This is a genomic window from Pseudomonas putida (genome assembly GCF_001976065.1).
Classification (GTDB): domain Bacteria; phylum Pseudomonadota; class Gammaproteobacteria; order Pseudomonadales; family Pseudomonadaceae; genus Aquipseudomonas; species Aquipseudomonas serbica.
In genome coordinates this window covers 172,683-195,224 of record NZ_MNAH01000012.1, presented here as the reverse complement: position 1 = coordinate 195,224, position 22,542 = coordinate 172,683, and the positions used below count along the sequence as shown (strand labels likewise).

Below are 22,542 nucleotides of genomic sequence, written 5' to 3'. Positions count from 1 at the left end.
ACCATGAGAATCTACAGGAACCCTGAATGCAATTCTGCCCCCGAGCACCGCTGGCGCCGGGCCGTGCTTTGGCTGGCTGGCACGCTGGTGACCTTGAGTCTGGCACCGGCCATGGCTGACGAGGCCGCGTGCAAAAACGCCGATTGGCCGCTTTGGCAAACCTACGCCACGCGTTTCGTGCAGAAGGACGGGCGCCTGCTGGAGTCCAGCGTCGAAGCTAATCACAGCACCTCCGAAGGCCAGTCCTACGGCATGCTGTTTGCTCTGATTGGCAATGACCGCGAGCGTTTCGATGCCTTGTGGAAATGGACCGCCGCCAACATGGCCGGCGCCGATGTCGGCAACCGTCTGCCAGGCTGGTTGTGGGGCCAGGGCAAGGACGGCAAATGGCAGTTGCAGGACACGAACTCCGCATCCGATTCTGACCTGTGGATCGCTTACTCGCTGCTCGAAGCGGCGCGGCTGTGGCAGCGTCCGGATTACCGCGAAGACGCCCTGCGCCTGCTCAAGAACATCGAAGCCAACTTGGTGGTGAGCCTGCCGGGCCTGGGCAAAATGGTCCTGCCCGGCCCCGAGGGTTTCACTCAGCCCGATCATCTGTGGCGCCTGAATCCGAGCTATTTGCCGCTGCCGCTGCTGCGCCGACTGGCCAAGGAAGCACCGAGCGGGCCTTGGAGGGAAATCGCCGAAAACACCGTGAAAATGGTCAGTGCCTCCAGCCCGAAAGGCTACGTGGCGGACTGGATTGGCTATCGCGCGACCGCGCCGAAAGCCGGTCTGTTTGTGGTTGATCCGGTCAAAGGCGAGCTGGGCAGTTATGACGCGATTCGCGTCTACTTGTGGGCCGGTATGACGCCGGGGACCGATCCTTTGGCGGCACCGCTGCTGGCGCGCCTGGACGGTATGTCGACCAGCACGGCTTCCACCGGCATTCCTCCGGAAAAGGTCCAGGTCATCAGCGGTGCGCTCGAAGGCCAAGGCCCGTTCGGGTACTCTGCCGCACTGATTCCGTACTTCCAGGCCAAGGGTCAACCCTGGCTGGCCGAGCAGCAGAAACGTCGGGCCGAAACGGCTTTGAATGCGGCGCTGGCCAAAACCGATGGCGAACGTGTCGAACCGCTGTATTACAACGCCATGCTGAGTCTGTTCGCACTCGGCTGGGCTGAAAAACGCTATCAGTTTCGTGATGACGGAACGCTCAAATTGACTTGGGAGACGTCATGCAATCGCGCCGTCACACGCTAGCCATCGGTATTCTCGCCGCCTTCATCGGCAACGCTGCGCACGCCGAAACCAGCGATGCGCAATCGCGGCTGGTGGAGCAGGGCCAATACTGGCAGAGCCGGGATAACGCTGCGCGAGCGTCAGAAGCCTGGGAAAAGGTACTGCGTCTGGACCCTGACCAGATCGATGCGCTGTACGGCATGGGCCTGATAGAAGTCAAACAGAACAAACCGGAACAGGCGCGACTGTATCTGGTGCGCTTGCAGGGATTGTCGCCACGGCCCTGGCAGGCGGCGCAACTGGAGCAGGACATCGCCCTGACCGACCCGCAGAACATTGCCCTGCTGGATGAGGCACGGCGCCTGGCCGACGGCGACCAGCGAGACAAGGCCACCGAAGTGTTCCGCCAACTGTTTGCCGGCCGTACGCCGGAAGGCAAGATCGGTCGCGAGTTCTACACCAACCTGGCTTTCAACGATGCCGGCTGGCCCGAGGCGCGTAAAGGTCTTGAGCGCTTGCTGCGTGAAACGCCAAATGACTCGATTGTCGCGCTGTTCCTGGCCAAGCATCTGGTGCGTCATGAAGATAGCCGTCCGGAAGGCATCCGGGCCCTGGCCAAACTGTCGACCCGTACCGATATCGCTGGTGACGCCGATGAGAGCTGGCGCCTGGCGCTGGTGTGGATGGGGCCGCCGAATGCCTCGCAAGTGCCATTATTCGATGAATTCCTGAAAGCGCATCCCGACGACCAGGAAATCCGCGACCTGCTCAACAAAGGCAAGTCGCAGTCGACCACCGCCGGTGCACCGGCATGGCAGCAAGATCCGTTGGTGGCGCGTGGTCTACAAGCGCTGGAGAAAGGCGATCAATCCGCTGCCGAACAAGCCTTCGCCGCTCGCCTGAAAAGCAAACCCGACGACGCTGATGCCTTGGGTGGCCTCGGCGTGGTGCGTCAGCAACAAAGCCGTTTCGGCGAAGCCGAGCAGTTGCTCAACCGGGCCATCGCCAATGGCGGCACACGCTGGAAGTCGGCGTTGGACAGCGTGCGTTATTGGGCGTTGCTGCAACAGGCCCGCGACCAGGCGAGGACGCAACCGGCCAAGGCGCAAGCCAGCATCGCCCAGGCCATGCGCCTGAACCCGAATGGGGTCGATGCGCGTCTGGCCCTGGCCGACATTCAGGCCCAGGCCGGGCAACTGGACGCCGCGCAAGCCAACTATCGCCAGGTGCTGAGCGTGCAGCGCGGTAACCCGCAGGCCGTCCAAGGTCTGGTCAACGTGCTGTCGCAAACCGGTCAGGCCGATGAAGCCCTGCGCCTGCTCGATACCCTGACCCCGGCCCAGCAGGCCGAAATGGGCGGCGGCGCTCGCCTGCGTGCCTTGCGGTCCACACAAGCAGCCAAGCTGGCCGAACAGCGCGGAGATAACCGTGCGGCGCAGCAAGCCCTGGCACAAGCCATCCAGGACGACCCCGAGAACGTCTGGACCCGTTTCGACCTGGCGCGCCTGTACCTCAAGGCCGGCGAGCCGAAAAAGGCTCGCGACCTGATCGACAGCTATCTGAAAAGCCATCCGACCAACATCGACGCGCTCTACACCAGCGCCTTGCTCTCGGTGGAAATGGAGCAGTGGAACGCCGCGCAAGCGAGCATCAGCCGCATTCCGGCGGAACGTCGGACGGCGGACATGAATCAGTTGGCCGACCAGATTACCCTCACGGTGCAGATCAAACTGGCGGCGAGCATCGCCAAGCGTGGCCAGCGCCAGGAAGCCCTGGCCTTGCTCGACCGTTTGCAACCAGTGGCCAGCCGCAGCCCTGACGGTATGGCGACCCTGGCCGCAGCCTATGTGGACGCTGGTGATTCGGCACATGCGCAACAGATGATGAGAGACGTCATTGCCCAGACGCCGACGCCGTCCGCGGACCTGATGCTGCAATACGCCAACCTGCTGCTCAAGACTGGCGACGATGCGCAGGTCAACTCGATCCTGCGCGGCCTGCAAAACCAGCCAATGAGCGTGGCCACGCGCAAACGCTTCGATGACGTGTTGTATCAGTACCGCATTCGCCAGGCAGATATTCTGCGTGAAAATGGCGATTTGGCGGCAGCCTACGACACCTTGGCACCGGCGCTGGCTTCGCGCCCGGGGGACGCGGGCGCCGTCTCGGCACTGGCGCGCATGTACGCCAGCAACGGCGACAATACCAAGGCGTTCGAGCTGTACAAGCCGTTGTTGCAGCGTCAGCCCAACGACCCGCAGATCTTGCTGAATGCTGCTGACGCAGCGGTTCAGGCCCACGACAATGGCTATGCGGAGCGCGCGCTGGAACAGTTTCTGAAACTGGAAACCTATGATCCGCAATCGCTGACCGAAGCGGCTCGGATCTACCGCAGCATGGGCAAGTCCAGCCAGGCCACCGAGCTGCTGCGCAAGGCGGTTGCCATTGAGCAGAACGAACAGAAACGCAGCCTGACGGCCCAGGCCAATAGCCTGAACGTCGCACCGAACCCGTTCGTAGGCATACCGGGCCAGCGCAACCAGGTGAGCCGCGTAGCGGTGGACGCGATTCCCGCCCCCGCGCAGGCGCAGCTTGAAGCAGCCGCGCCGGTCATGGTTGCTGGCAATGCAGCACTGCCGCCCGATGCCTACCCGGGCCAGGCCCAGCCACGCATGGCAACCGCAGGCACGGGAACCCAGGCTTTGCCAGCGGGGCGATTTGCCGGCGCAGGCGGTAACCCGTTCGCGCCCCAAGGCACGGTCAATGTTGCGGTGGATCAAGCCAGTTCCGCCCAGCGCGCGCTGGATAACATCCTGCAGGAGCGTAGTGGCTACGTGACCCAGGGCGTGACCATCCGCAGCAACGACAGCGAGTCGGGCATGAGCAAAATGACCGATGTTGAAACGCCGCTGGAGATCAACGTGCCGTCGGGCGAGAACCGATACGCCGTACGCGTGACTCCGGTATCGCTGAACGCCGGCAGTGTCGACAGCGATTCGGCCGCCCGTTTCGGCGGTGGATCGTCCGCCGACGGCGCCGGATCCCAGCGTGACAAAGGCGTTGGCCTGAGCGTGGCCTACGCCCGCCCGGATGAAGGCATCAAGGCCGACGTCGGTACCACGCCAATCGGCTTCAAGTACAGCACCGCCGCTGGCGGCGTGAGTGTGGACCGGCCGTTCGCGGACAACTCGAACGTGCGCTATGGCGTCAGTGTTTCCAGGCGTCCGGTGACGGACAGCGTGACCTCGTTCGCCGGCACAACCGATGACCGTACCGGCCAGTCGTGGGGTGGCGTGACGGCCAACGGCGGGCGAGCTCAGCTCAGTTATGACGACCAGCAAGTTGGCACCTACGGCTACGGTTCGTGGCACAAGTTGCTCGGCCACAACGTCGAATCCAATAGCCGCACCGAACTGGGCGGCGGCGTGTATTGGTATCTGCAAAACGCCGAAGACAGCAAGCTGACCCTGGGCCTGAGTGCCACTGGCCTGAGCTTCGAAAACAACCAGGACTTCTTCACCTTTGGCCATGGCGGTTATTTCAGCCCGCAGAGCTACTTCGCCTTGGGCGTGCCGGTGACCTGGGCGCAGCGCACCGACCGATTCTCCTATCAGGTCAAGGGCTCGGTTGGCGTGCAGTACTTCGATCAGGACGCGGCGGATTTCTTCCCGAACGACAAAGATCTGCAGGCTGCCAACAATCAGCGCTACAAAGGCCAAAACAAGACCGGCGTGGGCTATAGCCTGAGCGGTGCTGGCGAATACAAATTCAGTCCAAACTTTTTTCTCGGTGGCAATCTCGGCCTGGACAACGCTCAGGATTACAAGCAATTCACCGGGGCCATGTACCTGCGTTACATGTTCGAAGACATGAACAGCACGATGGAACTGCCGGTCAGCCCCTACCGCTCCCCTTATTCCAACTGATTCCTGGAGACTTAAATGCCTTCTTCCGTTCTTGCCGGTATGACCCTTCTCGTACTAGGGGAAAGCCACATGAGCCTGGCGGACCACCTGATGGAACCGCTGCAAGCCAACCTGACCCAGCAGGGCGCAATCGTGCATTCGATTGGCGCGTGTGGCGCCAGCGCTGGCGACTGGCTGATCACCAAGAAAGTCGATTGCGGCGCCGAGCAGAAAGGTGACGGCAAGATCGTCATCAAGGGTCGCGAAGCCACCACCACACCGATCAAGGACCTGATCGCAGCCGACAAGCCTGACCTCGTCGTGCTGGTCATCGGCGACACCATGGCTTCCTACGACAAACCGGTATTCCCGAAAGCCTGGGCCTGGCAGAACGTGACCGCCCTGGCCAAGGAGATCACCGCCAATGGCGCCAAGTGCGCTTGGGTCGGCCCCGCGTGGGGCAAGGAGGGCGGGATGTACAAGAAGAACGATACGCGTACCAAACTGATGTCGGCGTTCCTGGCGAGCAACGTGGCGCCTTGTACCTATATCGACTCGCTGACGTTCTCCAAACCCGGTGAGTGGGTGACTACCGACGGTCAGCATTTCACCGTGGCCGGGTACAAGTCCTGGGCCAATGCCATCGGTGGCGCACTGGCGAAACTGCCGGCCGACGCGGTCAGCAACAAGGGAGCCAAGCAGTGATGCGTGCCCTGTCTGCGGTGTGCGCCCTAGCGGCGCTGGTTTGCGGCGCGAATGCCCTGGCGGCAGAGTTCGCCCTGTACCCCACCGGCCCCAGCGAGGACGCGGCGTTCATCCGTTTCGTCAACGCAGGCAGCGGGCCACTGGATGTCATCGCCCAAGCCGGCCAGCCGCCGATGCGCCTGGAAGCCGCACAAGCGGTGTCGCTGTTTTTTCCGGTACAGGCGAGCAGCCCGGTCAAGGGCACCCTGGTCAGCGGCACTCAGAAGCTGGCCATGGACCTGAAGATCGAACCGGGCGAATTCGTCACCGTGGTCGCGCTGCCCGATGGCGCCGGCATCAAGCAGGTCGCCGTGCGCGAGCAGCCTGACGACTTCAACGGCCTCAAAGCTTCGCTGGCGTTCTTCAACGTCGATGCCGCGTGTGCCGATGCCAGCCTGCGTCCTGCGGGGCGTACCGCCGACCTGTTCAAGGCAGTGCCGGTCGACAGCCTGCAGCGTCGTTCGATCAACCCGGTTAGCCTGTCGGTGCAACTGGTCTGTGCGAATGCCAATGTCGGTGCGCCACTGGACCTGGGCGAACTGAAAGCGGGTGAGCGTTACAGCGTGCTGCTGGTGCCGTCGGCCAACGGTCCGCGTCTTTTGAACGCCACGGACACCTTGTCCCACTGATCGGATTTTGCCGCTGCCATGGTCTTCGCCTCACTCGAGTTCCTGACGCTGTTCCTGCCCGCCTTTCTGCTGGTGTATGCCCTGGCAAGACCGGCCTGGCGCAACGTCATCCTGCTGATCGGCAGCTGGCTGTTCTATGGCTGGCTGAGCCCGCTGTTCCTGAGCCTGCACGTGGTGTTGACCATCGTCGCCTGGTACGGCGGCCTGTTGGTGGACCGTGCCCGCGAGGGTTCGAAGGGGCGAGTGAGGTTGTTGATTGCGTTGATCGTGTTCAACACCGCGGTGCTGTGCTGGTACAAGTACGCCAACATTCTGGCCGTAACCTGGAGTGACCTGATCACCTACTACGGCGCCATGCCGCTGGAATGGCAACGAGTGGCGTTACCGGCGGGCCTCTCCTTCATCGTGTTGCAGGCGATCTCCTACTTGGTGGACGTGCACCGTCACACGGTGCCCGTGGAGCGCAGCTTCATCAATTACGCGACCTACATTTCGATGTTCGGCCACTCCATTGCCGGGCCGATCATTCGTTATGACTGGGTGCGCCGCGAGCTGACCCAGCGTTATTTCAACTGGCAGAATTTCTCCCTGGGCGCACGCCGTTTCATGATCGGCATGTGCATGAAGGTGCTGGTGGCGGACACCCTGTCGCCGCTGGTGGACGTGGCCTTCCATCTGGAGAACCCGTCCTTCGTCGACGCCTGGATCGGTTGCCTGGCCTACTCGCTGCAACTGTTTTTCGACTTCGCCGGCTACAGCGCCATGGCCATCGGCCTGGGCCTGATGCTGGGCTTTCACTTCCCGGAAAACTTCAATCGGCCGTACCTGGCCAGCAGCATCCAGGACTTCTGGCGGCGCTGGCATTTGTCGCTGTCAAGCTGGCTGCGCGACTACCTGTACATTGCCCTGGGCGGTAACCGCAACGGTGCGTGGAAGACCTACCGCAATCTGTTCCTGACCATGGCCATTGCCGGTCTGTGGCATGGCGGTGACAGTTGGAACTACCTGTTGTGGGGTTCAGCGCACGGCATCGCCCTGTGCGTCGATCGCCTGTGGTCACGCTCCAGCCTGCCGAGTGTTCCGCCCCTGCTGTCGCACACATTGACACTGCTATTCGTGTTCCTGGCCTGGACCTTGTTCCGTGCTCCGGATTTCCATTCGGCAGTGACGATGTATGCCGGACAGTTCGGCCTGCAGGGGTTCGCATTGGGCGATGCGTTGGCGGTGACCTTGCGTCCCGTCCACGGCATCGCGGCGCTGCTCGGTGTGCTGTACATCGTTGCACCGGTACTGCAAGGCCGCTTTGAGCATCGCTACGTCGGTCATGCGTTGTTTGCACCGATGCTGGGTTTCCTGCTCGCGTTCGCTTTGGTCGCGAGCCGTGAGTCAGTCCCCTTCCTGTACTTCCAGTTCTGATGACCGCGCCCATGACTTCCTTGTCCAAAATAACGGCCCAATCCAGCGAAGTGACCGCCCCTGTCAGCAAGGCATCGGGCGTCTTTTTCGTGGGCTTTCTGGCGATGGGTTTCGTCTCCTGCGCCTGGCTGCTGTTAAGCGGCAAAGTCGAGATGCTGCCACTCAAGCTGACGCTCGATGATGCGCTGCACGGCGAGGTCACCCACAAGGTCGCCAAGCAGCTGTCGAAGGCTGCCTTGCCGGAACAGGCCGCGGACCTGGAACGTGGTGCCAGTTGGCTGTTGCTGGGTGATACAGGTCCGCGTGTGCGTTCCGGCTGCCCAGGCTGGCTGTTCCTGACCGATGAGATGCGTATCAATCGTCACGCTCAAGATAATGCTGAGATCAAAGCGGGTGTGGTGCGAAAGATCCAGCAGCGCCTGGCCGGGCACGGCATCAAGTTGCTGGTGGCGGTGGTGCCGGACAAGAGCCGTATCGCCAGTGCGCAACTGTGCGACCTGCGCCGTCCGGTGCAGTTGCAGCAGCGTGCAGTGGCGTGGGTCGATGGTTTGAACAAGGCCGGTGTCGTCGCGATAGATCTCGCCCCGACCTTGCAACCCCTGGGTGCCGACGCCTACCTGCGCACCGACACCCACTGGAGCGAAACCGGTTCCGCGGCGGCGGCCAAGGCGGTGGCCAGGCACGTACAAGCCCTTGGCATCACTGCGACGCCACACAAAGACTTCGAGGTGAAAATTCAGGACCCGGCTCGCCGTCCTGGTGACCTGGTGCGATTGGCAGGGCTTGAGTGGCTGCCGGTGACCTGGCAACCGCAGCCGGAAACTGTCGCTGCCACCCACATCACCGAGAAGGCTGCCGAAGTGCAAAGCGCAGACGATAGTCTCGACGACCTGTTCGGCGATGACAATTTGCCGAACGTGGCGCTGATCGGTACTTCGTTTTCACGCAATTCCAATTTTGCCGGTTTCCTGCAACAGGCGCTGGGCGCGCCGATCGGCAACTTTGCCAAGGACGGTGGTGAGTTTTCCGCTGGCGCCAATGGTTATTTCGATAATCCGGCGTTCAAGCAGACACCGCCGAAGTTGGTGATCTGGGAGATTCCTGAGCGGGATTTGCAAACGTCATACAGTGAAGTCATCGAGTGGGCCAAATAAACGGATGAGGCTGATGGCCTCATCGCTGGCAAGCCAGCTCCTACAGGGATTGTGGCTCAGCGAAATCGCCTTTGGCCTCAAAATGGAGCACAGCAAAAGCCATATCGTTATTCATTAACGGTATTTAAATTTAATTTCTTATATCTATAAAGTTACACCCCTGCGTACCTGCCGACCAATCGGCGCGCCGCACGACACGAACCAACACGGAACCTCCGTGAGTTTCTGATCGACGCGCGCGCCCTTGAGCGTGCCGTGCGTGGGAGTGATTTATGTCTGCAGCTTCAGCATCGCCAAGCATCGCGCCACAATTTTTCGAAGTCCGCCCGTTCAGCGGGGCGGTGGGTGCCGAGATCGTCGGTCTCGATTTGTCCCGCCCGGTCAATGACCAGGACTTCGCGCGCATTCACCGTGCGCACCTGGATCATCATGTGGTGGTGTTCCGCGACCAACGCATCACCCCCGAGCAGCAAATCGATTTCAGCCGTCGTTTTGGCGTGTTGCAGATCCATGTGCTCAAGCAATTCCTGCTGGCCGGGCACCCGGAAATCCTCATCGTTTCCAACATCATCGAGAATGGCCAATCCATCGGCCTGGGTGACGCCGGCAAGTTCTGGCACTCCGACCTTTCCTACAAAGAACTGCCAAGCCTGGGCTCGATGCTGCATGCCCAGGACCTGCCGTCCGAAGGCGGCGACACCCTGTTCGCCGACATGCACAAAGCCTGGGACAACCTGCCCGAGGCGCTGCGCAAAGCCGTCGAAGGTCGCTCGGCCGCGCACTCCTACACGGCGCGCTACAGCGAAACCAAGTTCGAAGGCAACTGGCGCCCGACCCTGACCCCGGAACAACTGGCGCAAGTCGCCGAAGTCATCCACCCGGTCGTGCGCACCCACCCGGAAAACGGCCGCAAGGCGTTGTTCGTCAGCGAGGGTTTCACCACCCGCATCGTTGGCTTGCCGCAAGACGAGAGCAAGCAATTGCTCGACGAGCTCTACGCCCACAGCGTGTTGCCGCAAAACATCTACCGCCATCAGTGGCAGCCCCATGACCTGGTGTTCTGGGACAACCGTTCGCTGATCCATCTCGCCGCCGGATGCCCCAGCCATCTGCGCCGCAAGCTGTATCGCACCACCATCCAGGGCGACGCGCCTTTCTGATTTGCCGGAGATTCGACCATGTCCAAACGTCTACCCTTTGCACCGCTGGCCGCGGCCATCGGCCTGGGTTTCAGCCTGATCACCGGCAGCCTGGTGGCCCCGACCGTGGCCCGGGCCGAAGGTGAAATCCGCATCGCCGAACAGTTCGGCATTGTTTACCTGCTGCTTAATGTGGTCCGCGACCAGAACCTGATCGAGAAGTACGGCAAGCAGGAAGGCATCGACATCAAGGTCGACTGGTCCCAGCTCTCCGGTGGCGCGGCGGTCAACGATGCGCTGCTCTCCGGCTCGATCGACATTGCCGGTGCCGGCGTTGGTCCGCTGCTGACCATCTGGGATCGCACCCACGGCAAGCAGAACGTCAAGGCCGTGGCGTCCTTGGGCAACTTTCCGTACTACCTGGTGAGCAACAATCCCAAGGTCAAGACCATCGCCGACTTCACCGAGAAGGACCGCATCGCGGTGCCGGCCGTAGGTGTGTCGGTGCAGTCGCGCTTCCTGCAATATGCGGCCGCCAAGCAGTGGGGCGACAAGGAATTCAATCGCCTCGACAAGTACACCATCGCCGTGCCGCATCCTGATGCCACGGCCGCGTTGATCGCCGGTGGCACCGAGTTGAGCGGGCACTTTTCCAACCCGCCATTCCAGGATCAGGCGCTGGCCAATCCAAACGTGCACGTGGTGCTCAACACCTACGACCTGCTCGGGCCGAACTCGCCGACGGTGCTGTTTGCCACCGGGAAATTCCGCGATGAAAACCCGAAGACCTACAAGGCCTTCGTCGATGCGCTGACAGAAGCGGCGCAATTCGCGCAAAACGATAAAGGCGCGGCGGCGGACACTTACATCCGCGTCACCAAGGCCAAGATCGACCGCGCCGAGCTGTTGAAAATCATCGACAACCCGCAGTTCGAATTCAGCGTCACGCCCAAAAACACCTACCCGTTGGCCGAGTTCCTCTACCGTGTGGGCGCGATCAAGCACAAACCGGACTCATGGAAGGACTACTTCTTCCAGGACGCCAAACCGCTGCAAGGGAGCTGACCGACATGAACGCCCCGTTGCAAGGCCACACGGTCAGCAAACTGATCGCCGCCGCCCAGTCGCTGCTCTCGGTCGACAGCGTCAGCCTGGAATACCGCACACCCCAGCGGGTGGTGCGTGCCACCCACCAGGTCAGTTTCGAGGTGGATCCGGCGGATCGCTTCGTCCTGCTCGGGCCGTCCGGGTGCGGCAAGTCGACCTTGCTCAAGGCCGCTGCGGGATTTATCCAGCCAGTCGAGGGTGAGATCCGCCTGCAAGGTCAGCGCGTCGATGCGCCAGGGCCGGACCGCATTGTCGTGTTCCAGGAATTCGATCAACTGCCGCCGTGGAAAACCGTCAAGCAGAACGTGATGTTTCCGCTGCTGGCCTCGAACACCCTAAAGCGTAAAGAGGCCGAGGAGCGGGCGCTGCACTACCTGGAAAAGGTCGGCCTGGCGGGGTTTGCCGACGCCTATCCACATACGTTGTCGGGCGGCATGAAGGCGCGCGTCGCCATCGCCCGGGCGTTGGCGATGCAGCCGAAAATCCTTCTGATGGATGAACCCTTCGCCGCGCTCGACGCCCTGACCCGACGCAAGATGCAGGAAGAATTGCTGCTGCTCTGGGAGGAGGTGCGTTTCACGCTGCTGTTCGTCACGCACTCCATCGAAGAGGCGTTGGTGGTGGGCAATCGTATCCTGTTGCTGTCGCCACACCCGGGTCGGGTGCGGGCGGAAGTCCACAGCCATCAGTATGACTTGCACAGCCTTGGCGGCGTGGCATTCCAGGAATCGGCGCGGCGCATCCATCGCTTGTTGTTCGATGAAGGCCAGTCGCCGGAGACCGAGCGCGAACTGGATTTCGCCGACATCCGCATCGCTTATTGAGCCGTTTGAGAGGAGGGCCCGATGAGCCATTTATCATCCCCGCGTGAAGAATTCGAAACCGTTTTGCAGCCACTGACCAGCGTTGCGCTGGAACGTGAACTACCGCTTGGCCAACGCCTGTGGCAACAGGGCTGGCTGCGCAAGAGCCTTATCCTGTTCTTGCTGGCGCTACTCTGGGAAGCCACTGCGCGTTATACGAACAACGACTTGCTGTTGCCGAGCTTTGTGCAAACCGCCAGCGCGCTGTACGACGGCCTGCTCAGCGGCGAGTTGCTGGGCAAGGTGTGGATTTCCCTGGTGGTGCTGCTCAAGGGCTACCTGATCGGCATCGTCCTGGCGTTTGCCCTGACCACCTTGGCGGTGTCGACGCAATTGGGTCGCGACCTGCTCAGTACCCTGACCTCGATGTTCAACCCATTACCGGCCATCGCACTACTGCCGCTGGCGCTGCTGTGGTTCGGCCTGGGGCAGAACAGCCTGATCTTCGTGTTGGTGCATTCGGTGCTCTGGGCCTTGGCGCTCAATACGTACGCAGGTTTTCTCGGCGTCTCGGAAACCCTGCGCATGGCCGGCCGCAATTACGGCCTCAAGGGCATGCGCTTCGTGCTGTTCATCCTGATCCCCGCGGCACTGCCGTCGATCCTCGCCGGACTGAAAATCGGCTGGGCCTTCGCCTGGCGCACGTTGATCGCCGCCGAGTTGGTGTTCGGTGCAACCAGTGGCAAGGGCGGGTTGGGCTGGTACATCTTCCAGAACCGCAATGAGCTTTATACCGACAAGGTGTTTGCCGGGTTGGCGGTGGTGATTCTGATTGGGTTGCTGGTGGAGAATTTGGTGTTTGATTCGTTGGAAAGGGTGACGGTGAAGCGGTGGGGGATGCAGCGGTAGAGTGGGTCGGTATTAGCGTGAAGGCATAAAAGACTGGCATGCACTAACCAAATCAACTGAATTTAACGACTGCGAAATTGACTTGTATACAAGACAAGCTCCTGTGCTTTTACTACAGCATTTTGTGCTTCCTTGTAACCAGGCGGCATGGCGTCGGCATAATTGGGTAGTGAAGTTCGTATGTTGGAGGGTTGATCGGAAGCTGTCGGTGTTTGTTTGGGGGGCGAAAGTTTTGAGCTTTCTGACGTGTCAGGTTGGTGACCACTGCTACGCCCCCGACTTGAAGTGTTGAGTGAGCTGTTGCCACGTCGCGCACTGGATTGGGGGGCACTCATTGCGGTTGGCCACACGCCTCCGACACCATGCCCCGATTGTTCAGGGAGGCTTGCCGTGTTTGGGCGAGGACGCCATTTTGGAAGCGAATCCAAATGTTCGCCCACTCGAGGCAAAAAAGATGACGCAGTCGTATCGACAAACTGCGGCGCGCTACTACCAATAAAGCTATTCGCTATCGTTTGTCTCGCGATTGATCGTGCATTACGCGCGGCGACTCTTGCATTCAGCGTCGCTTGAGAGCTCCCAAATGACAGATTTTCCCGAATGAAGAGTTTAATCACCTCCCAAGGGCCATGCCCGGATGGATCCCCCCGATTTACCGGATCCCCTGCGCAATACATATAAGGATTCAACCAACCCCGCCCAAATGGACTCCAACTGTCCGGACTATGAAACCGCATCAATCGCGGGTTGTAGACACGGTAGCCATTACCCAACACATACCAACTGGTTTGCATCTCACGCAATTGGCCATTGAAGCCCAAACGTGTTGTGACCTCCTGTTGCCCGGACTGTTGGCCGTAAGCGGAATAGGCGATGGCGTTGGTTTTGCCATCGACGATTTCGCCGATGATTGAACGGCTGTTATCCGTTGCCAATAACAACAACGTCGTGCGTTGCGAAGTGGAAGTCTTCTGATCAACGGGTTTTGACTGGGTCATGCCGCTGGCTTCGCCGAAGTATGGTCGAGGGCTTTAGTTGTACACCTCACGACCTCAGTCGAGAACTATCAGAACTGCTAGGAGTACAGGCGTGTACGCCAGCCTGTGGAGCTGCTGGAGGCTTCGATCTTTTGATCTGCTAGCATTGCGCCTAAATCAACCCTGACCAGCCACGAGTGCTCGCCATGCAACTACCAGACATGAACCTCTTGGTCGCCCTCGACGCCCTCCTCGACGAGGGCAGCGTAGTGGGCGCGGCGCGGCGGATGAACCTCAGCCCGGCGGCCATGAGTCGCACGTTGACGCGCATCCGCGAGGCTATTGGCGATCCGATCCTGGTGCGTGCTGGCCGTGGTCTGGTACCGACGCCAAAGGCACTGGAGTTGCGCGAGCAGGTACGTGACCTGGTGGAGCAGGCCGCGCAGCTGTTCCACTCGGCCAGGGTGGTGGATCTGGGCAGCTTGCGGCGGCGCTTCAGTATCCGCGCCAATGACTTTTTCATCGGCATCTACGGCGGCAAGCTGTTCGACACCATGGAGCGTCAGGCCCCGCATTGCGAATTGCGTTTTGCGCCAGAGGGCGATGGCGATGATGAGGCCTTGCGCGAGGGTCGCATCGACCTGAGCGTCAGCAACAACCGGCCGCTGATGCCGGAAGTAAAGGTACAAAACCTGTTTTCAACGCAGTTTGTCGGCCTGGTGCGCGAGGATCATCCCTTGCTCGATCAAGAGATCACCGCTGAACGCTTTGCAGGCTACTCCCATATCAGCATGTCCCGTCGCGGCATCGCGCGCGGGCCGATCGATGCCGCACTCAACGCCTTGGGCCTGGAGCGGCGAGTAGCGGTGATCGCGCCGAGTTTCCATGCGGCGATGTTCGCCTTGCCCGATTCCGACCTGATTCTGCCGGTACCCAGGGAGACGCTGTTGAGCGTTCGCCGGCTGGGGCTGAAGTTGCGCTCGTTTACTCTGCCGATTCCGTTACCGACCATCGTGCTCAGCCAGGCCTGGCACCCTCGCTTCGACAATGACCCCGCTCACCGCTGGCTTCGTGAAACCCTGAAAACCTGCTGTGACGAGACATGGCTGGCGGCCCAACCAGTCTTGGGTTGAGCGACTATCCCCTGTGGGAGCGGGCTTGCTCGCGAAAGCGGTGTCAGGCGACTTCATTGTTGTCTGACCCGCCCTCTTCGCGAGCAAGCCCGCTCCCACACATTCCATATCGTTGCGTCTGGCACACTTATAACCTGTCGATAAGTCAGTTTTCGTCAGGTACCGCGCTTCATAGAATGCTCCGATGTTTAAATCCCGGAGCTCGCAGTAATGTCTTCCCTCACGGTCACGGCCCCTCTCGCCGCGGCCAGCCCGACAGCCGCCGCACCACCGGTCTTCGGCCCGCGGATCATCATCGGCCTGGTGGGCGTATTGCTCGCGGTGTTGGTATCGGGCCTGAACGAGATGGTGACCAAGGTAGCCCTGGCCGATATTCGAGGCGCCTTGGCCATCGGCTACGACGAAGGCACCTGGCTGGTCGCCAGCTACGCCGCGACCTCGGTGGCGGCCATGGCATTTGCGCCCTGGTGTGGCGTCACGTTCTCGCTGCGGCGCTTCACCCTTTGCGCCATCAGTGCCTTCACCCTGTTGGGGGTGTTGTGCCCGTTGGCGCCGAACTACGAAAGCCTTCTGGTCCTGCGCACGTTGCAAGGCCTGGCCGGTGGCGCGCTGCCGCCGATGCTGATGACCGTCGCCCTGCGTTTTCTGCCAGCCAACGTCAAGCTCTACGGCCTGGCCGGTTATGCCCTCACCGCCACCTTCGGACCGGGGCTGGGCACGCCGCTGGCCGGGCTCTGGAGCGAGTATGTCGGCTGGCAGTGGACCTTCTGGCAGATCGTCGTACCGTGCCTGATTGCCATGCTCGCCGTGGCCTACGGCATCCCCCAGGACCCGCTACGCCTGGAACGCTTCAAACAGTTCAACTGGCGTGGTCTGCTGTTGGGTTTTCCGGCGATCTGCATGCTGGTGATCGGTATCCTGCAGGGCAATCGCCTGGACTGGTTCGAGTCGAGCCTGATCAGTGTCTTGCTGGTGGGCGGTACGCTGTTGCTGGTGCTGTTCCTGATCAACGAGTGGTCGCAGCCGATTCCGTTTTTCAAGATACAGATGCTCGGCATCCGCAACCTGGCGTTCGCCCTGATCACCCTGGCCGGCGTGCTGGTGGTGTTGCTGGCGGTAGTGATCATTCCGTCCAGCTATCTGGCGCAGGTCCAGGGTTATCGCCCGGTGCAGACCGCGCCCATCACCCTGTTGGCGGCGCTCCCGCAGTTGATAGCGCTGCCCTTGGTGGCGGCGCTGTGCAACCTGCGATGGGTTGATTGCCGCTGGGTGTTGGGGATCGGCCTGAGCATGCTGGTGTTGTCCTGCATCGGCGGTTCGCAGCTGACCTCGGTGTGGATTCGCGACGAATTCTATGCCCTGCAACTGCTGCAGATCTTCGGTCAACCCATGTCGGTCTTGCCGTTGCTGATGCTCTCGACCGGCAGCATCAGCCCCATGGACGGCCCCTTCGCGTCGTCCTGGTTCAACACCGTGAAAGGCCTGGCGGCGGTGATCGCTACCGGCGTGCTGGAAACCCTGACCACGCATCGCCTGCACTTTCACTCGAGCATGCTGGTGGACCGCCTCGGCAATTCGCCCCTGGTCGACAGCGACACCCCGGGCCTCGCCCACCGCTTGCATGAGCAGGCCGTGGTGCTGGCTGCGGCGGACCTTTACCTGTGCATGGCCGGCGTCGCTTTGGCGCTGATCCTGCTGATTTTCTGGCTGCCGACGCGGATCTATCCGCCCCGTGCGCCGACCTGAATGCATCACTGAAACAGAAGGTTTTTCATGACGACTCAATCCAAGCAAAAAGTAGCCGTGGGCGTCTGTGTCGTGATCGCGACGGGCGTACTGATTTATCTGCTGGCGCCCGGCCTGTTCGGCCAGCGCACGCAGCAGAGCACCAATGATGCCTATGTCTCGGCAGACTACACGCTGGTGGTGCCCCGTGTTGCCGGGTTCATCAAGCAAGTACTGGTGGAAGACAACCAACAGGTCAAGGCGGGGCAGTTGCTGGCCCTGATCGATGACCGCGACCTGCGCGCAGCCGCCGAAGCCGCTGCCGCCGAAGCAGTGGTGGCCCAGGCGCAACTGCAAAATGCGCGAGCGACACTTGAGCGTCAGGCTTCGGTGATTGCTCAGGCACAGGCGCAGGTGGTGTCCGCCAAGGCTGAACTGGCTTTCGCTCAACATGAACTGGACCGCTACGACCATTTGGCCGGGGTGGGGGCCGGCACGGTGCAGAACGCACAGCAAGCGCGCACGCGCATCGACCAGGCCAGTGCCCGGTTGACCAATGTGACGGCGGTACTGGCGGCGGAACGCAAGCAGGTGGACATACTCGCCGCCCAGCGCGACGGGGCCGAAGGTGGTTTGAAACGGGCGCAGGCCAAGCTGGAAATCGCCAGCTACGAGCTGTCTTACACACGGATCACCGCGCCGCAGGACGGCATGGTCGGTGAGCGCGCGGTACGTGTTGGGGCTTATGTCACGCCGGGCAGCAAACTGCTCGCGGTGGTGCCGCTGGCGCAGGCCTACGTGGTGGCCAATTTCCAGGAAACCCAACTGACGAATGTGCAGCCGGGGCAGGACGTGCAGGTGCATGTCGACACCTTTGGCGGCGCAACGTTGAACGGGCGGGTCGAGAGCATCGCACCGGCCACGGGGGTGACCTTTGCATCAGTCAAACCGGATAACGCAACGGGCAACTTCACGAAGGTGGTGCAACGGATTCCGGTGAAGATAGTGCTGGAACCGGGGCAGGCACTGGCCCAGCGGTTGCGGGTGGGAATGTCGGTGGAGGCGAGTATCGATACGGCAAGCGTCAAGGCTAATGAGGTTGTTCAGCGATGAAGATTTTCGTTGAATACGATCCCCTGGGGGAGCGAGCCTGCTCGCGAAGAGGCCATCAGCCTCGACTCACCTTTTGCGCCTTGCTCGTAATGAGCCTCTGCGCCTGCACCGTAGGTCCGGACTTCCAGAAACCTCAGGCACAGCAAGTCACCGAGTGGGCGAAACCATCAAAAGCCGCCACCAGCCAAGCCATAGCCGAGACCATGAACGAACGTTGGTGGCAGGTGTTCAACGATCCGCAACTCTCGGCCCTCACTCAACGTGCCTTGACCGACAACCTCGACCTCAAGCTCGCCAGCAGCCGCTTGCAACAAAGCCGTGCGGTGCGCCAGGTGGTGACGGCCGATCGTTATCCCAGCAGCGCCGTTGGCGGCAGTTACGCCCGTAAACGCAACAGCGGTGAAGGCCTGAGCGACCCGTCGGGGCATGACGGTAACTCCGCGTTCAACCTTTGGGATGCCGGGTTCTCCGCCTCGTGGGAGCTGGATTTCTGGGGCAGGGTGCGCCGCGAAACCGAAGCCGCCGATGCCACCCTGGAAGTCGCGGAAAACGACCGTCGCGGCGTGCTGTTGTCGGTGCTTGCCGAAACCGCCCAGGACTACATTCAACTGCGCGGCGTGCAGAACACCCGGGCCGTCACCGAACAGAACCTCGACGTCGCCCGGCACAGCCTCAAGCTGTCGCAACTGCGCCTGGCCGACGGCGTCGCAACCGACCTCGATGTCGCCGAAGCGGCCGCCCAGGTCGCGGCCATCGAGTCGCGCCTGCCAGCCCTGGAGCAACGCCAGGCGCAATTGATCAACGCCCTGAGCTTGTTGATGGGCGAGCCACCACAGGCGCTGACGGCCGAGCTGTCCACCGACGCACCGGTGCCGCAGACCCCGCGCCAGGTCGCCATCGGCTTGCCGTCGCAACTGGCCGAGCGCCGCCCGGACATCCGCCAGGCCGAAGCCCGCCTGCATGCCGCGACCGCCAGTATCGGCGTGGCCAAGGGTGATTTTTATCCGCGCATTACCCTGTCGGGCAGTGTCGGTTCGCAAGCCATGCAATTGAGCGATTTCGGCTCTTGGGGATCACGCGCGTTCGGCATCGGCCCGCAATTCAGCCTGCCACTGTTCGACGGCGGCCGGCTGCGCGGTGTGCTGGATTTGCGCGAGGCCCAGCAACAGGAAGCAGCCATCGCCTACCAGCAAACCGTGCTGCGCGCATGGCATGAAATCGACGACCAATTGAGCGCCTACAACGCCAGCCAACTGCGCCGAGACAGCCTCGCCGAAGCCGTGCGCCAGAACCGGATCGCCCTGCAAACCGCGCAACAGCAATACGTCGAAGGCGTGGTGGACTTCGTCAACGTACTCACCGTGCAAAGCGCATTGCTGGCGACCCAAGAGCAATGGGTGGAGAGTTCCACCGGTGTGTCACTGGCAGCGGTCGGCTTGTATAAGGCGCTGGGTGGCGGATGGGAGTCGGTTTATCCGCTGACTGCGCAACGGTGAATGAAATCGTGTAGCCGGACGTAGGAAGCGTCCTGATTTTTTTATGTGGGCATCCGAGATGCCCATCAGGGGTTAGCATTTTGGTCCACTTCATGACCCTGGTTATGCATCCCTATGAATGCCAATCCTTATGCGCCTCCAGTGGCCGAACTTCATTGCACTGAAACACCCCGCGCGACCTTTTTCGTTGTGGGGACAAGCAAATTCGCGCTGATGATCGTTTTCACCTTTGGTTTGTACCTTACCTATTGGATGTATAAAAACTGGAAGTTTTACCGCACCGCCACGGGCAACAAAGTGTTACCCATAGTTCGTGCAATTTTTTTCGTGTTTTTTGTGTACTCGTTGTTCACCAGCATTGATCGGCGAATACGCGCTTCAGGTAAGGACTATCGTTGGTACCCGCGCTTGCTGGCGTTGATTGTGATCATGAATGCGCTAGCGGGCATGGGCCTGATATGGTTGCCGGATCTGCACATCAGCTTTGCGCTGAGTCTTCTGGTCCTACTCTTGCAAGTCTGCTCCTTGTTGCGTGTACAAGAAGCAATCAACTATCTGGAAAACGACGTGCGCGGGACGGCGAACTCGACACTGACTTTTGCCAATGGTGTCGGGTTCGCATTTGGCTTGTGCTTTTGGGGCGTGGCGATTCTGGGTTTTTATACCCTGTTGTAGTGCCGCTCTCGACTCAAGGTTTGGCCGACAGATCCGCCATGCCCTTGAGCAATTCGATCGGCAACGGAAAGACGATGGTCGAGCTCTTGTCCCCGGCGATCGAACTCAGCGTCTGCATGTAGCGCAGCTGCATGGCGCCGGGTTGGCGGCCGAGCATTTCGGCGGCTTGCATGAGTTTTTCCGAAGCCTGCAATTCACCTTCCGCGTGGATGACTTTGGCCCGGCGCTCGCGTTCCGCTTCTGCCTGCCTGGCGATGGCGCGAATCATCGATTCGTTGAGGTCCACGTGCTTGATTTCGACGTTGGCCACCTTGATGCCCCAGGTGTCAGTCTGGGCATCGAGTACTTGCTGGATATCAATGTTCAGCCGTTCGCGCTCGGACAGCAATTCATCAAGTTCGTGTTTACCGAGCACTGCGCGCAAGGTGGTTTGCGCCAGTTGGCTGGTGGCCATGAGAAAATCCTCGACCTGGATGATTGCCTTCTGTGGATCGAGCACGCGGAAATACAACACAGCGTTGACCTTGACCGAGACGTTGTCGCGGGTGATCACATCTTGCGGCGGGACGTCGAGGACGATAGTGCGCAAGTCGACGCGAACCATTTGCTGGATCACTGGAATCAGCAGGATCAGGCCGGGGCCCTTGACCTGCCAGAAGCGCCCGAGCTGGAACACCACCCCGCGCTCGTACTCGCGCAGGATACGGAACGTCGCCCCCGCCAGTGCGATCAGCAACAGCAGCAGCGCGACAAACCCGATTTGCAAGCCCATGACTAATCTCCAACCGTTACCGCATCAGCCGCGGCCACTTCCAGCAACAATCCCTTGCGTGCCACCACCCGGACCTGTTGCCCGACATGCAATGGCTGGGTGCTCGCTACCTGCCAGTTTTCGCCCTGCAAGTGCACCCAGCCCAGGCATGCATCGCCGGCCTGCAAGGCCAGCACCGAGGTCACGCTGCCCAGCAGGCCGGCATCGCCGCTAACGGTGTGGCGCGGCCGGGTCTTCAGGGCGCGGATCAGCAGGAATATCAGCAGCAGCGCGCTGATCAGTCCCAGGCCGATCATCAACGGCACGGGCAATTCGGCATTGGTCAGGATCAGCGCGCCGATCACGAACATCACGATCCCGCCCAGACCGATCACGCCGTAGTTGGGCAGTGCCGCTTCGGCGATCAGGAAGGCGATACCGAAGGTGATCAGCCACATCCCCGCGGGGTTGGAAACCGGCAGGCCGGCGGTGTCCGCAGCGAGGACGGAGCCGCTCAATGCCAGCAGCAACGCAACGGCACAATAGCGAGTGTTCACGTGACCCTCCGGGAGAGTCGCAGGTGCTTCTGTATACAGTCTAGTTGAGGCGCCGACTGTATGAATTTTAACCAGTTGTCGACGCGGCCGATGGGCGGATTTCCCGCGGGCTTGCCCCAGCGGGCCTAGACTTTTACTACGTACAAAAGTGTTAACCATCGTCCGCAGGCGTTCTCGCGGACACCGAGGTGCATCATGCGTATGGCAAGAACCGTGCAGCGAAGCCTGGAGCAGGCTAAATGCGAATATGACATCGTTACCCATCCACACTCGGCCAGCAGCCTCGAAACCGCGCGGGTCGCGGGTATTCCCGCGGAACGTGTGGCCAAGTCGGTCATTCTCGACGACCACCACGGCCATTACCTGATGGCCGTGCTGCCCGCCAGCCGTCACCTGGACTTGAGCAAAGTACGCAGCAGCGGTGAATGGCAGGTCTCCCGGGAAAGCAACCTGCCGCACCTGTTCGACGACTGCGAGCGCGGCGCCGTGCCTGCCCTGGGCGAAGCCTATGGCCTGGACGTGGTCATCGACCCGCTGCTGACCCGGCAGAAAGACATCTATCTGGAGGCTGGCAATCACATCAACCTATTGCACATGGACATGCCGCAATTTCTGAAAATGGTGCCGCATGCGGAGGTGCGAGAGTTGAGTCATTGAGTCAATGCTACCGTCTTCGCGAGCAGGCTCGCTCCCACAGGGTCACCGCATTCCCCTGTAGGAGCGAGCTTGCTCGCGATGGACCGCGCAGCGGTCCCTTTATCAGGTTTACAGGAGCCAGACATGGAAAACCCAACCCACAGCCTTCCCTCCCTGTTCAAACAACTCGGCCTTCCCGACGACGCCGAGAGCATCGACAAATTCATCGCCACTCACTCGCCGCTCAAACCCGAGTTGCATCTGGCGGATGCTTTTTTCTGGAATTCGAGTCAGGCGGATCTGTTGCGCAATGAAATTCTGGATGATGCCGATTGGGCGGAGGTGGTGGATCAGTTGAATGTGCTGTTGAGGAAGGGGCGAGGGGCGTAAAGCAATTTGTTTCAAAACTTGACTGAAAATCTCATCCAATGGCATATTGATAGTTAGCA

At 61.0% G+C, this 22,542-nt stretch carries 20 protein-coding genes; 17 read left to right on the top strand and 3 right to left on the bottom strand.

Going from position 1 to position 22,542, the window contains the following annotated elements:
• Window positions 1-3: 3 nt before the first annotated feature.
• From bcsZ to BKX96_RS29740, 10 genes are all read left to right on the top strand, one after another.
• Window positions 4-1,245, top strand: a complete 1,242-nt coding sequence (gene bcsZ / locus BKX96_RS29785; RefSeq protein ID WP_077186207.1) for a cellulose synthase complex periplasmic endoglucanase BcsZ — start codon at window positions 4-6, stop codon at window positions 1,243-1,245.
• On the top strand, window positions 1,221-5,150 hold the full coding sequence (locus tag BKX96_RS29780; protein ID WP_077186206.1) for a cellulose synthase subunit BcsC-related outer membrane protein: 3,930 nt from the start codon (window positions 1,221-1,223) through the stop codon (window positions 5,148-5,150). The genes bcsZ and BKX96_RS29780 overlap by 25 nt, the downstream gene beginning before the upstream one ends.
• Before the next feature lie 15 nt (window positions 5,151-5,165).
• Entirely contained in the window at window positions 5,166-5,834 is a 669-nt protein-coding gene (locus BKX96_RS29775; RefSeq protein WP_077186205.1) for an SGNH/GDSL hydrolase family protein, read from the top strand.
• The gene (locus tag BKX96_RS29770; protein ID WP_077186204.1) at window positions 5,834-6,502 is read left to right on the top strand and encodes an alginate O-acetyltransferase AlgF; all 669 of its coding nucleotides are present in this window, start codon (window positions 5,834-5,836) and stop codon (window positions 6,500-6,502) included. The genes BKX96_RS29775 and BKX96_RS29770 overlap by 1 nt, the downstream gene beginning before the upstream one ends.
• An 18-nt stretch (window positions 6,503-6,520) precedes the next feature.
• On the top strand, window positions 6,521-7,918 hold the full coding sequence (locus BKX96_RS29765) for an MBOAT family O-acyltransferase (RefSeq protein ID WP_077186203.1): 1,398 nt from the start codon (window positions 6,521-6,523) through the stop codon (window positions 7,916-7,918).
• An 11-nt stretch (window positions 7,919-7,929) separates the two neighbouring features.
• A complete protein-coding gene (locus tag BKX96_RS29760; RefSeq protein WP_077186220.1) occupies window positions 7,930-9,072 on the top strand; it encodes an alginate O-acetyltransferase AlgX-related protein in 1,143 nt (380 codons plus the stop codon).
• A gap of 272 nt (window positions 9,073-9,344) precedes the next feature.
• Window positions 9,345-10,232, top strand: a complete 888-nt coding sequence (locus BKX96_RS29755; RefSeq protein WP_046815405.1) for a TauD/TfdA dioxygenase family protein — start codon at window positions 9,345-9,347, stop codon at window positions 10,230-10,232.
• 18 nt (window positions 10,233-10,250) lie between these two features.
• The gene (locus BKX96_RS29750) at window positions 10,251-11,276 is read left to right on the top strand and encodes an ABC transporter substrate-binding protein (RefSeq protein WP_077186202.1); all 1,026 of its coding nucleotides are present in this window, start codon (window positions 10,251-10,253) and stop codon (window positions 11,274-11,276) included.
• Window positions 11,277-11,281: 5 nt separating this feature from the next.
• Window positions 11,282-12,142, top strand: a complete 861-nt coding sequence (locus tag BKX96_RS29745; protein WP_077186201.1) for an ABC transporter ATP-binding protein — start codon at window positions 11,282-11,284, stop codon at window positions 12,140-12,142.
• 21 nt (window positions 12,143-12,163) lie between these two features.
• Window positions 12,164-13,030, top strand: coding sequence for an ABC transporter permease (locus BKX96_RS29740; protein WP_046815402.1), 867 nt, complete (start codon window positions 12,164-12,166; stop codon window positions 13,028-13,030).
• A 62-nt stretch (window positions 13,031-13,092) separates the two neighbouring features.
• On the opposite strand, the gene BKX96_RS29735 is transcribed toward BKX96_RS29740, so the two are convergent.
• A complete protein-coding gene (locus BKX96_RS29735; protein ID WP_077186200.1) occupies window positions 13,093-14,028 on the bottom strand; it encodes an RHS repeat-associated core domain-containing protein in 936 nt (311 codons plus the stop codon).
• Between the two features lie 185 nt (window positions 14,029-14,213).
• On the opposite strand from BKX96_RS29735, the gene BKX96_RS29730 reads away from it, so the two are divergent.
• The 5 genes from BKX96_RS29730 to BKX96_RS29710 all read left to right on the top strand — a co-directional run bounded on the left by BKX96_RS29730 (window position 14,214) and on the right by BKX96_RS29710 (window position 20,149).
• Window positions 14,214-15,140, top strand: a complete 927-nt coding sequence (locus BKX96_RS29730; protein WP_046815401.1) for a LysR family transcriptional regulator — start codon at window positions 14,214-14,216, stop codon at window positions 15,138-15,140.
• Window positions 15,141-15,350: 210 nt separating this feature from the next.
• Window positions 15,351-16,886 (top strand): MFS transporter, encoded by a 1,536-nt coding sequence (locus BKX96_RS29725; protein ID WP_046815400.1) that lies wholly within the window; start codon window positions 15,351-15,353, stop codon window positions 16,884-16,886.
• 27 nt (window positions 16,887-16,913) lie between these two features.
• The gene (locus BKX96_RS29720; RefSeq protein ID WP_046815399.1) at window positions 16,914-17,978 is read left to right on the top strand and encodes an HlyD family secretion protein; all 1,065 of its coding nucleotides are present in this window, start codon (window positions 16,914-16,916) and stop codon (window positions 17,976-17,978) included.
• Window positions 17,975-19,474, top strand: a complete 1,500-nt coding sequence (locus BKX96_RS29715; protein ID WP_046815398.1) for an efflux transporter outer membrane subunit — start codon at window positions 17,975-17,977, stop codon at window positions 19,472-19,474. Before BKX96_RS29720 ends, BKX96_RS29715 begins: the two co-directional genes overlap by 4 nt.
• Before the next feature lie 114 nt (window positions 19,475-19,588).
• The gene (locus BKX96_RS29710; RefSeq protein WP_082240518.1) at window positions 19,589-20,149 is read left to right on the top strand and encodes a hypothetical protein; all 561 of its coding nucleotides are present in this window, start codon (window positions 19,589-19,591) and stop codon (window positions 20,147-20,149) included.
• A gap of 13 nt (window positions 20,150-20,162) precedes the next feature.
• On the opposite strand, the gene BKX96_RS29705 is transcribed toward BKX96_RS29710, so the two are convergent.
• Together BKX96_RS29705 and BKX96_RS29700 are read right to left on the bottom strand one after the other, a co-directional pair.
• Entirely contained in the window at window positions 20,163-20,921 is a 759-nt protein-coding gene (locus BKX96_RS29705) for a slipin family protein (protein WP_046815397.1), read from the bottom strand.
• 2 nt (window positions 20,922-20,923) lie between these two features.
• Window positions 20,924-21,457 carry an NfeD family protein gene (locus BKX96_RS29700; RefSeq protein WP_046815396.1) on the bottom strand — a complete coding sequence of 178 codons (534 nt, stop codon included), beginning with the start codon at window positions 21,455-21,457 and terminating at the stop codon, window positions 20,924-20,926.
• Between the two features lie 195 nt (window positions 21,458-21,652).
• Between BKX96_RS29700 and BKX96_RS29695 the strand changes: the two genes are divergently transcribed.
• Together BKX96_RS29695 and BKX96_RS29690 are read left to right on the top strand one after the other, a co-directional pair.
• Window positions 21,653-22,114 carry an aminoacyl-tRNA deacylase gene (locus BKX96_RS29695; RefSeq protein WP_046815395.1) on the top strand — a complete coding sequence of 154 codons (462 nt, stop codon included), beginning with the start codon at window positions 21,653-21,655 and terminating at the stop codon, window positions 22,112-22,114.
• Window positions 22,115-22,237: 123 nt separating this feature from the next.
• A complete protein-coding gene (locus BKX96_RS29690; RefSeq protein WP_046815394.1) occupies window positions 22,238-22,483 on the top strand; it encodes a DUF2789 domain-containing protein in 246 nt (81 codons plus the stop codon).
• Window positions 22,484-22,542 lie beyond the last annotated feature (59 nt).

Coding starts and splice junctions, on each gene's coding strand:
- BKX96_RS29770 (WP_077186204.1), top strand. CDS start 5,834: ATGCGTGCCCTGTCTGCGGTGTGCGCCCTAGCGGCGCTGGTTTGCGGC.
- BKX96_RS29775 (WP_077186205.1), top strand. CDS start 5,166: ATGCCTTCTTCCGTTCTTGCCGGTATGACCCTTCTCGTACTAGGGGAA.
- BKX96_RS29695 (WP_046815395.1), top strand. CDS start 21,653: ATGCGTATGGCAAGAACCGTGCAGCGAAGCCTGGAGCAGGCTAAATGC.
- BKX96_RS29730 (WP_046815401.1), top strand. CDS start 14,214: ATGCAACTACCAGACATGAACCTCTTGGTCGCCCTCGACGCCCTCCTC.
- BKX96_RS29755 (WP_046815405.1), top strand. CDS start 9,345: ATGTCTGCAGCTTCAGCATCGCCAAGCATCGCGCCACAATTTTTCGAA.
- BKX96_RS29760 (WP_077186220.1), top strand. CDS start 7,930: ATGACTTCCTTGTCCAAAATAACGGCCCAATCCAGCGAAGTGACCGCC.
- BKX96_RS29690 (WP_046815394.1), top strand. CDS start 22,238: ATGGAAAACCCAACCCACAGCCTTCCCTCCCTGTTCAAACAACTCGGC.
- BKX96_RS29715 (WP_046815398.1), top strand. CDS start 17,975: ATGAAGATTTTCGTTGAATACGATCCCCTGGGGGAGCGAGCCTGCTCG.
- BKX96_RS29710 (WP_082240518.1), top strand. CDS start 19,589: ATGAATGCCAATCCTTATGCGCCTCCAGTGGCCGAACTTCATTGCACT.
- BKX96_RS29780 (WP_077186206.1), top strand. CDS start 1,221: ATGCAATCGCGCCGTCACACGCTAGCCATCGGTATTCTCGCCGCCTTC.
- BKX96_RS29725 (WP_046815400.1), top strand. CDS start 15,351: ATGTCTTCCCTCACGGTCACGGCCCCTCTCGCCGCGGCCAGCCCGACA.
- BKX96_RS29705 (WP_046815397.1), bottom strand. CDS start 20,921: ATGGGCTTGCAAATCGGGTTTGTCGCGCTGCTGCTGTTGCTGATCGCA.
- BKX96_RS29740 (WP_046815402.1), top strand. CDS start 12,164: ATGAGCCATTTATCATCCCCGCGTGAAGAATTCGAAACCGTTTTGCAG.
- bcsZ (WP_077186207.1), top strand. CDS start 4: ATGAGAATCTACAGGAACCCTGAATGCAATTCTGCCCCCGAGCACCGC.
- BKX96_RS29750 (WP_077186202.1), top strand. CDS start 10,251: ATGTCCAAACGTCTACCCTTTGCACCGCTGGCCGCGGCCATCGGCCTG.
- BKX96_RS29720 (WP_046815399.1), top strand. CDS start 16,914: ATGACGACTCAATCCAAGCAAAAAGTAGCCGTGGGCGTCTGTGTCGTG.
- BKX96_RS29735 (WP_077186200.1), bottom strand. CDS start 14,028: ATGACCCAGTCAAAACCCGTTGATCAGAAGACTTCCACTTCGCAACGC.
- BKX96_RS29745 (WP_077186201.1), top strand. CDS start 11,282: ATGAACGCCCCGTTGCAAGGCCACACGGTCAGCAAACTGATCGCCGCC.
- BKX96_RS29765 (WP_077186203.1), top strand. CDS start 6,521: ATGGTCTTCGCCTCACTCGAGTTCCTGACGCTGTTCCTGCCCGCCTTT.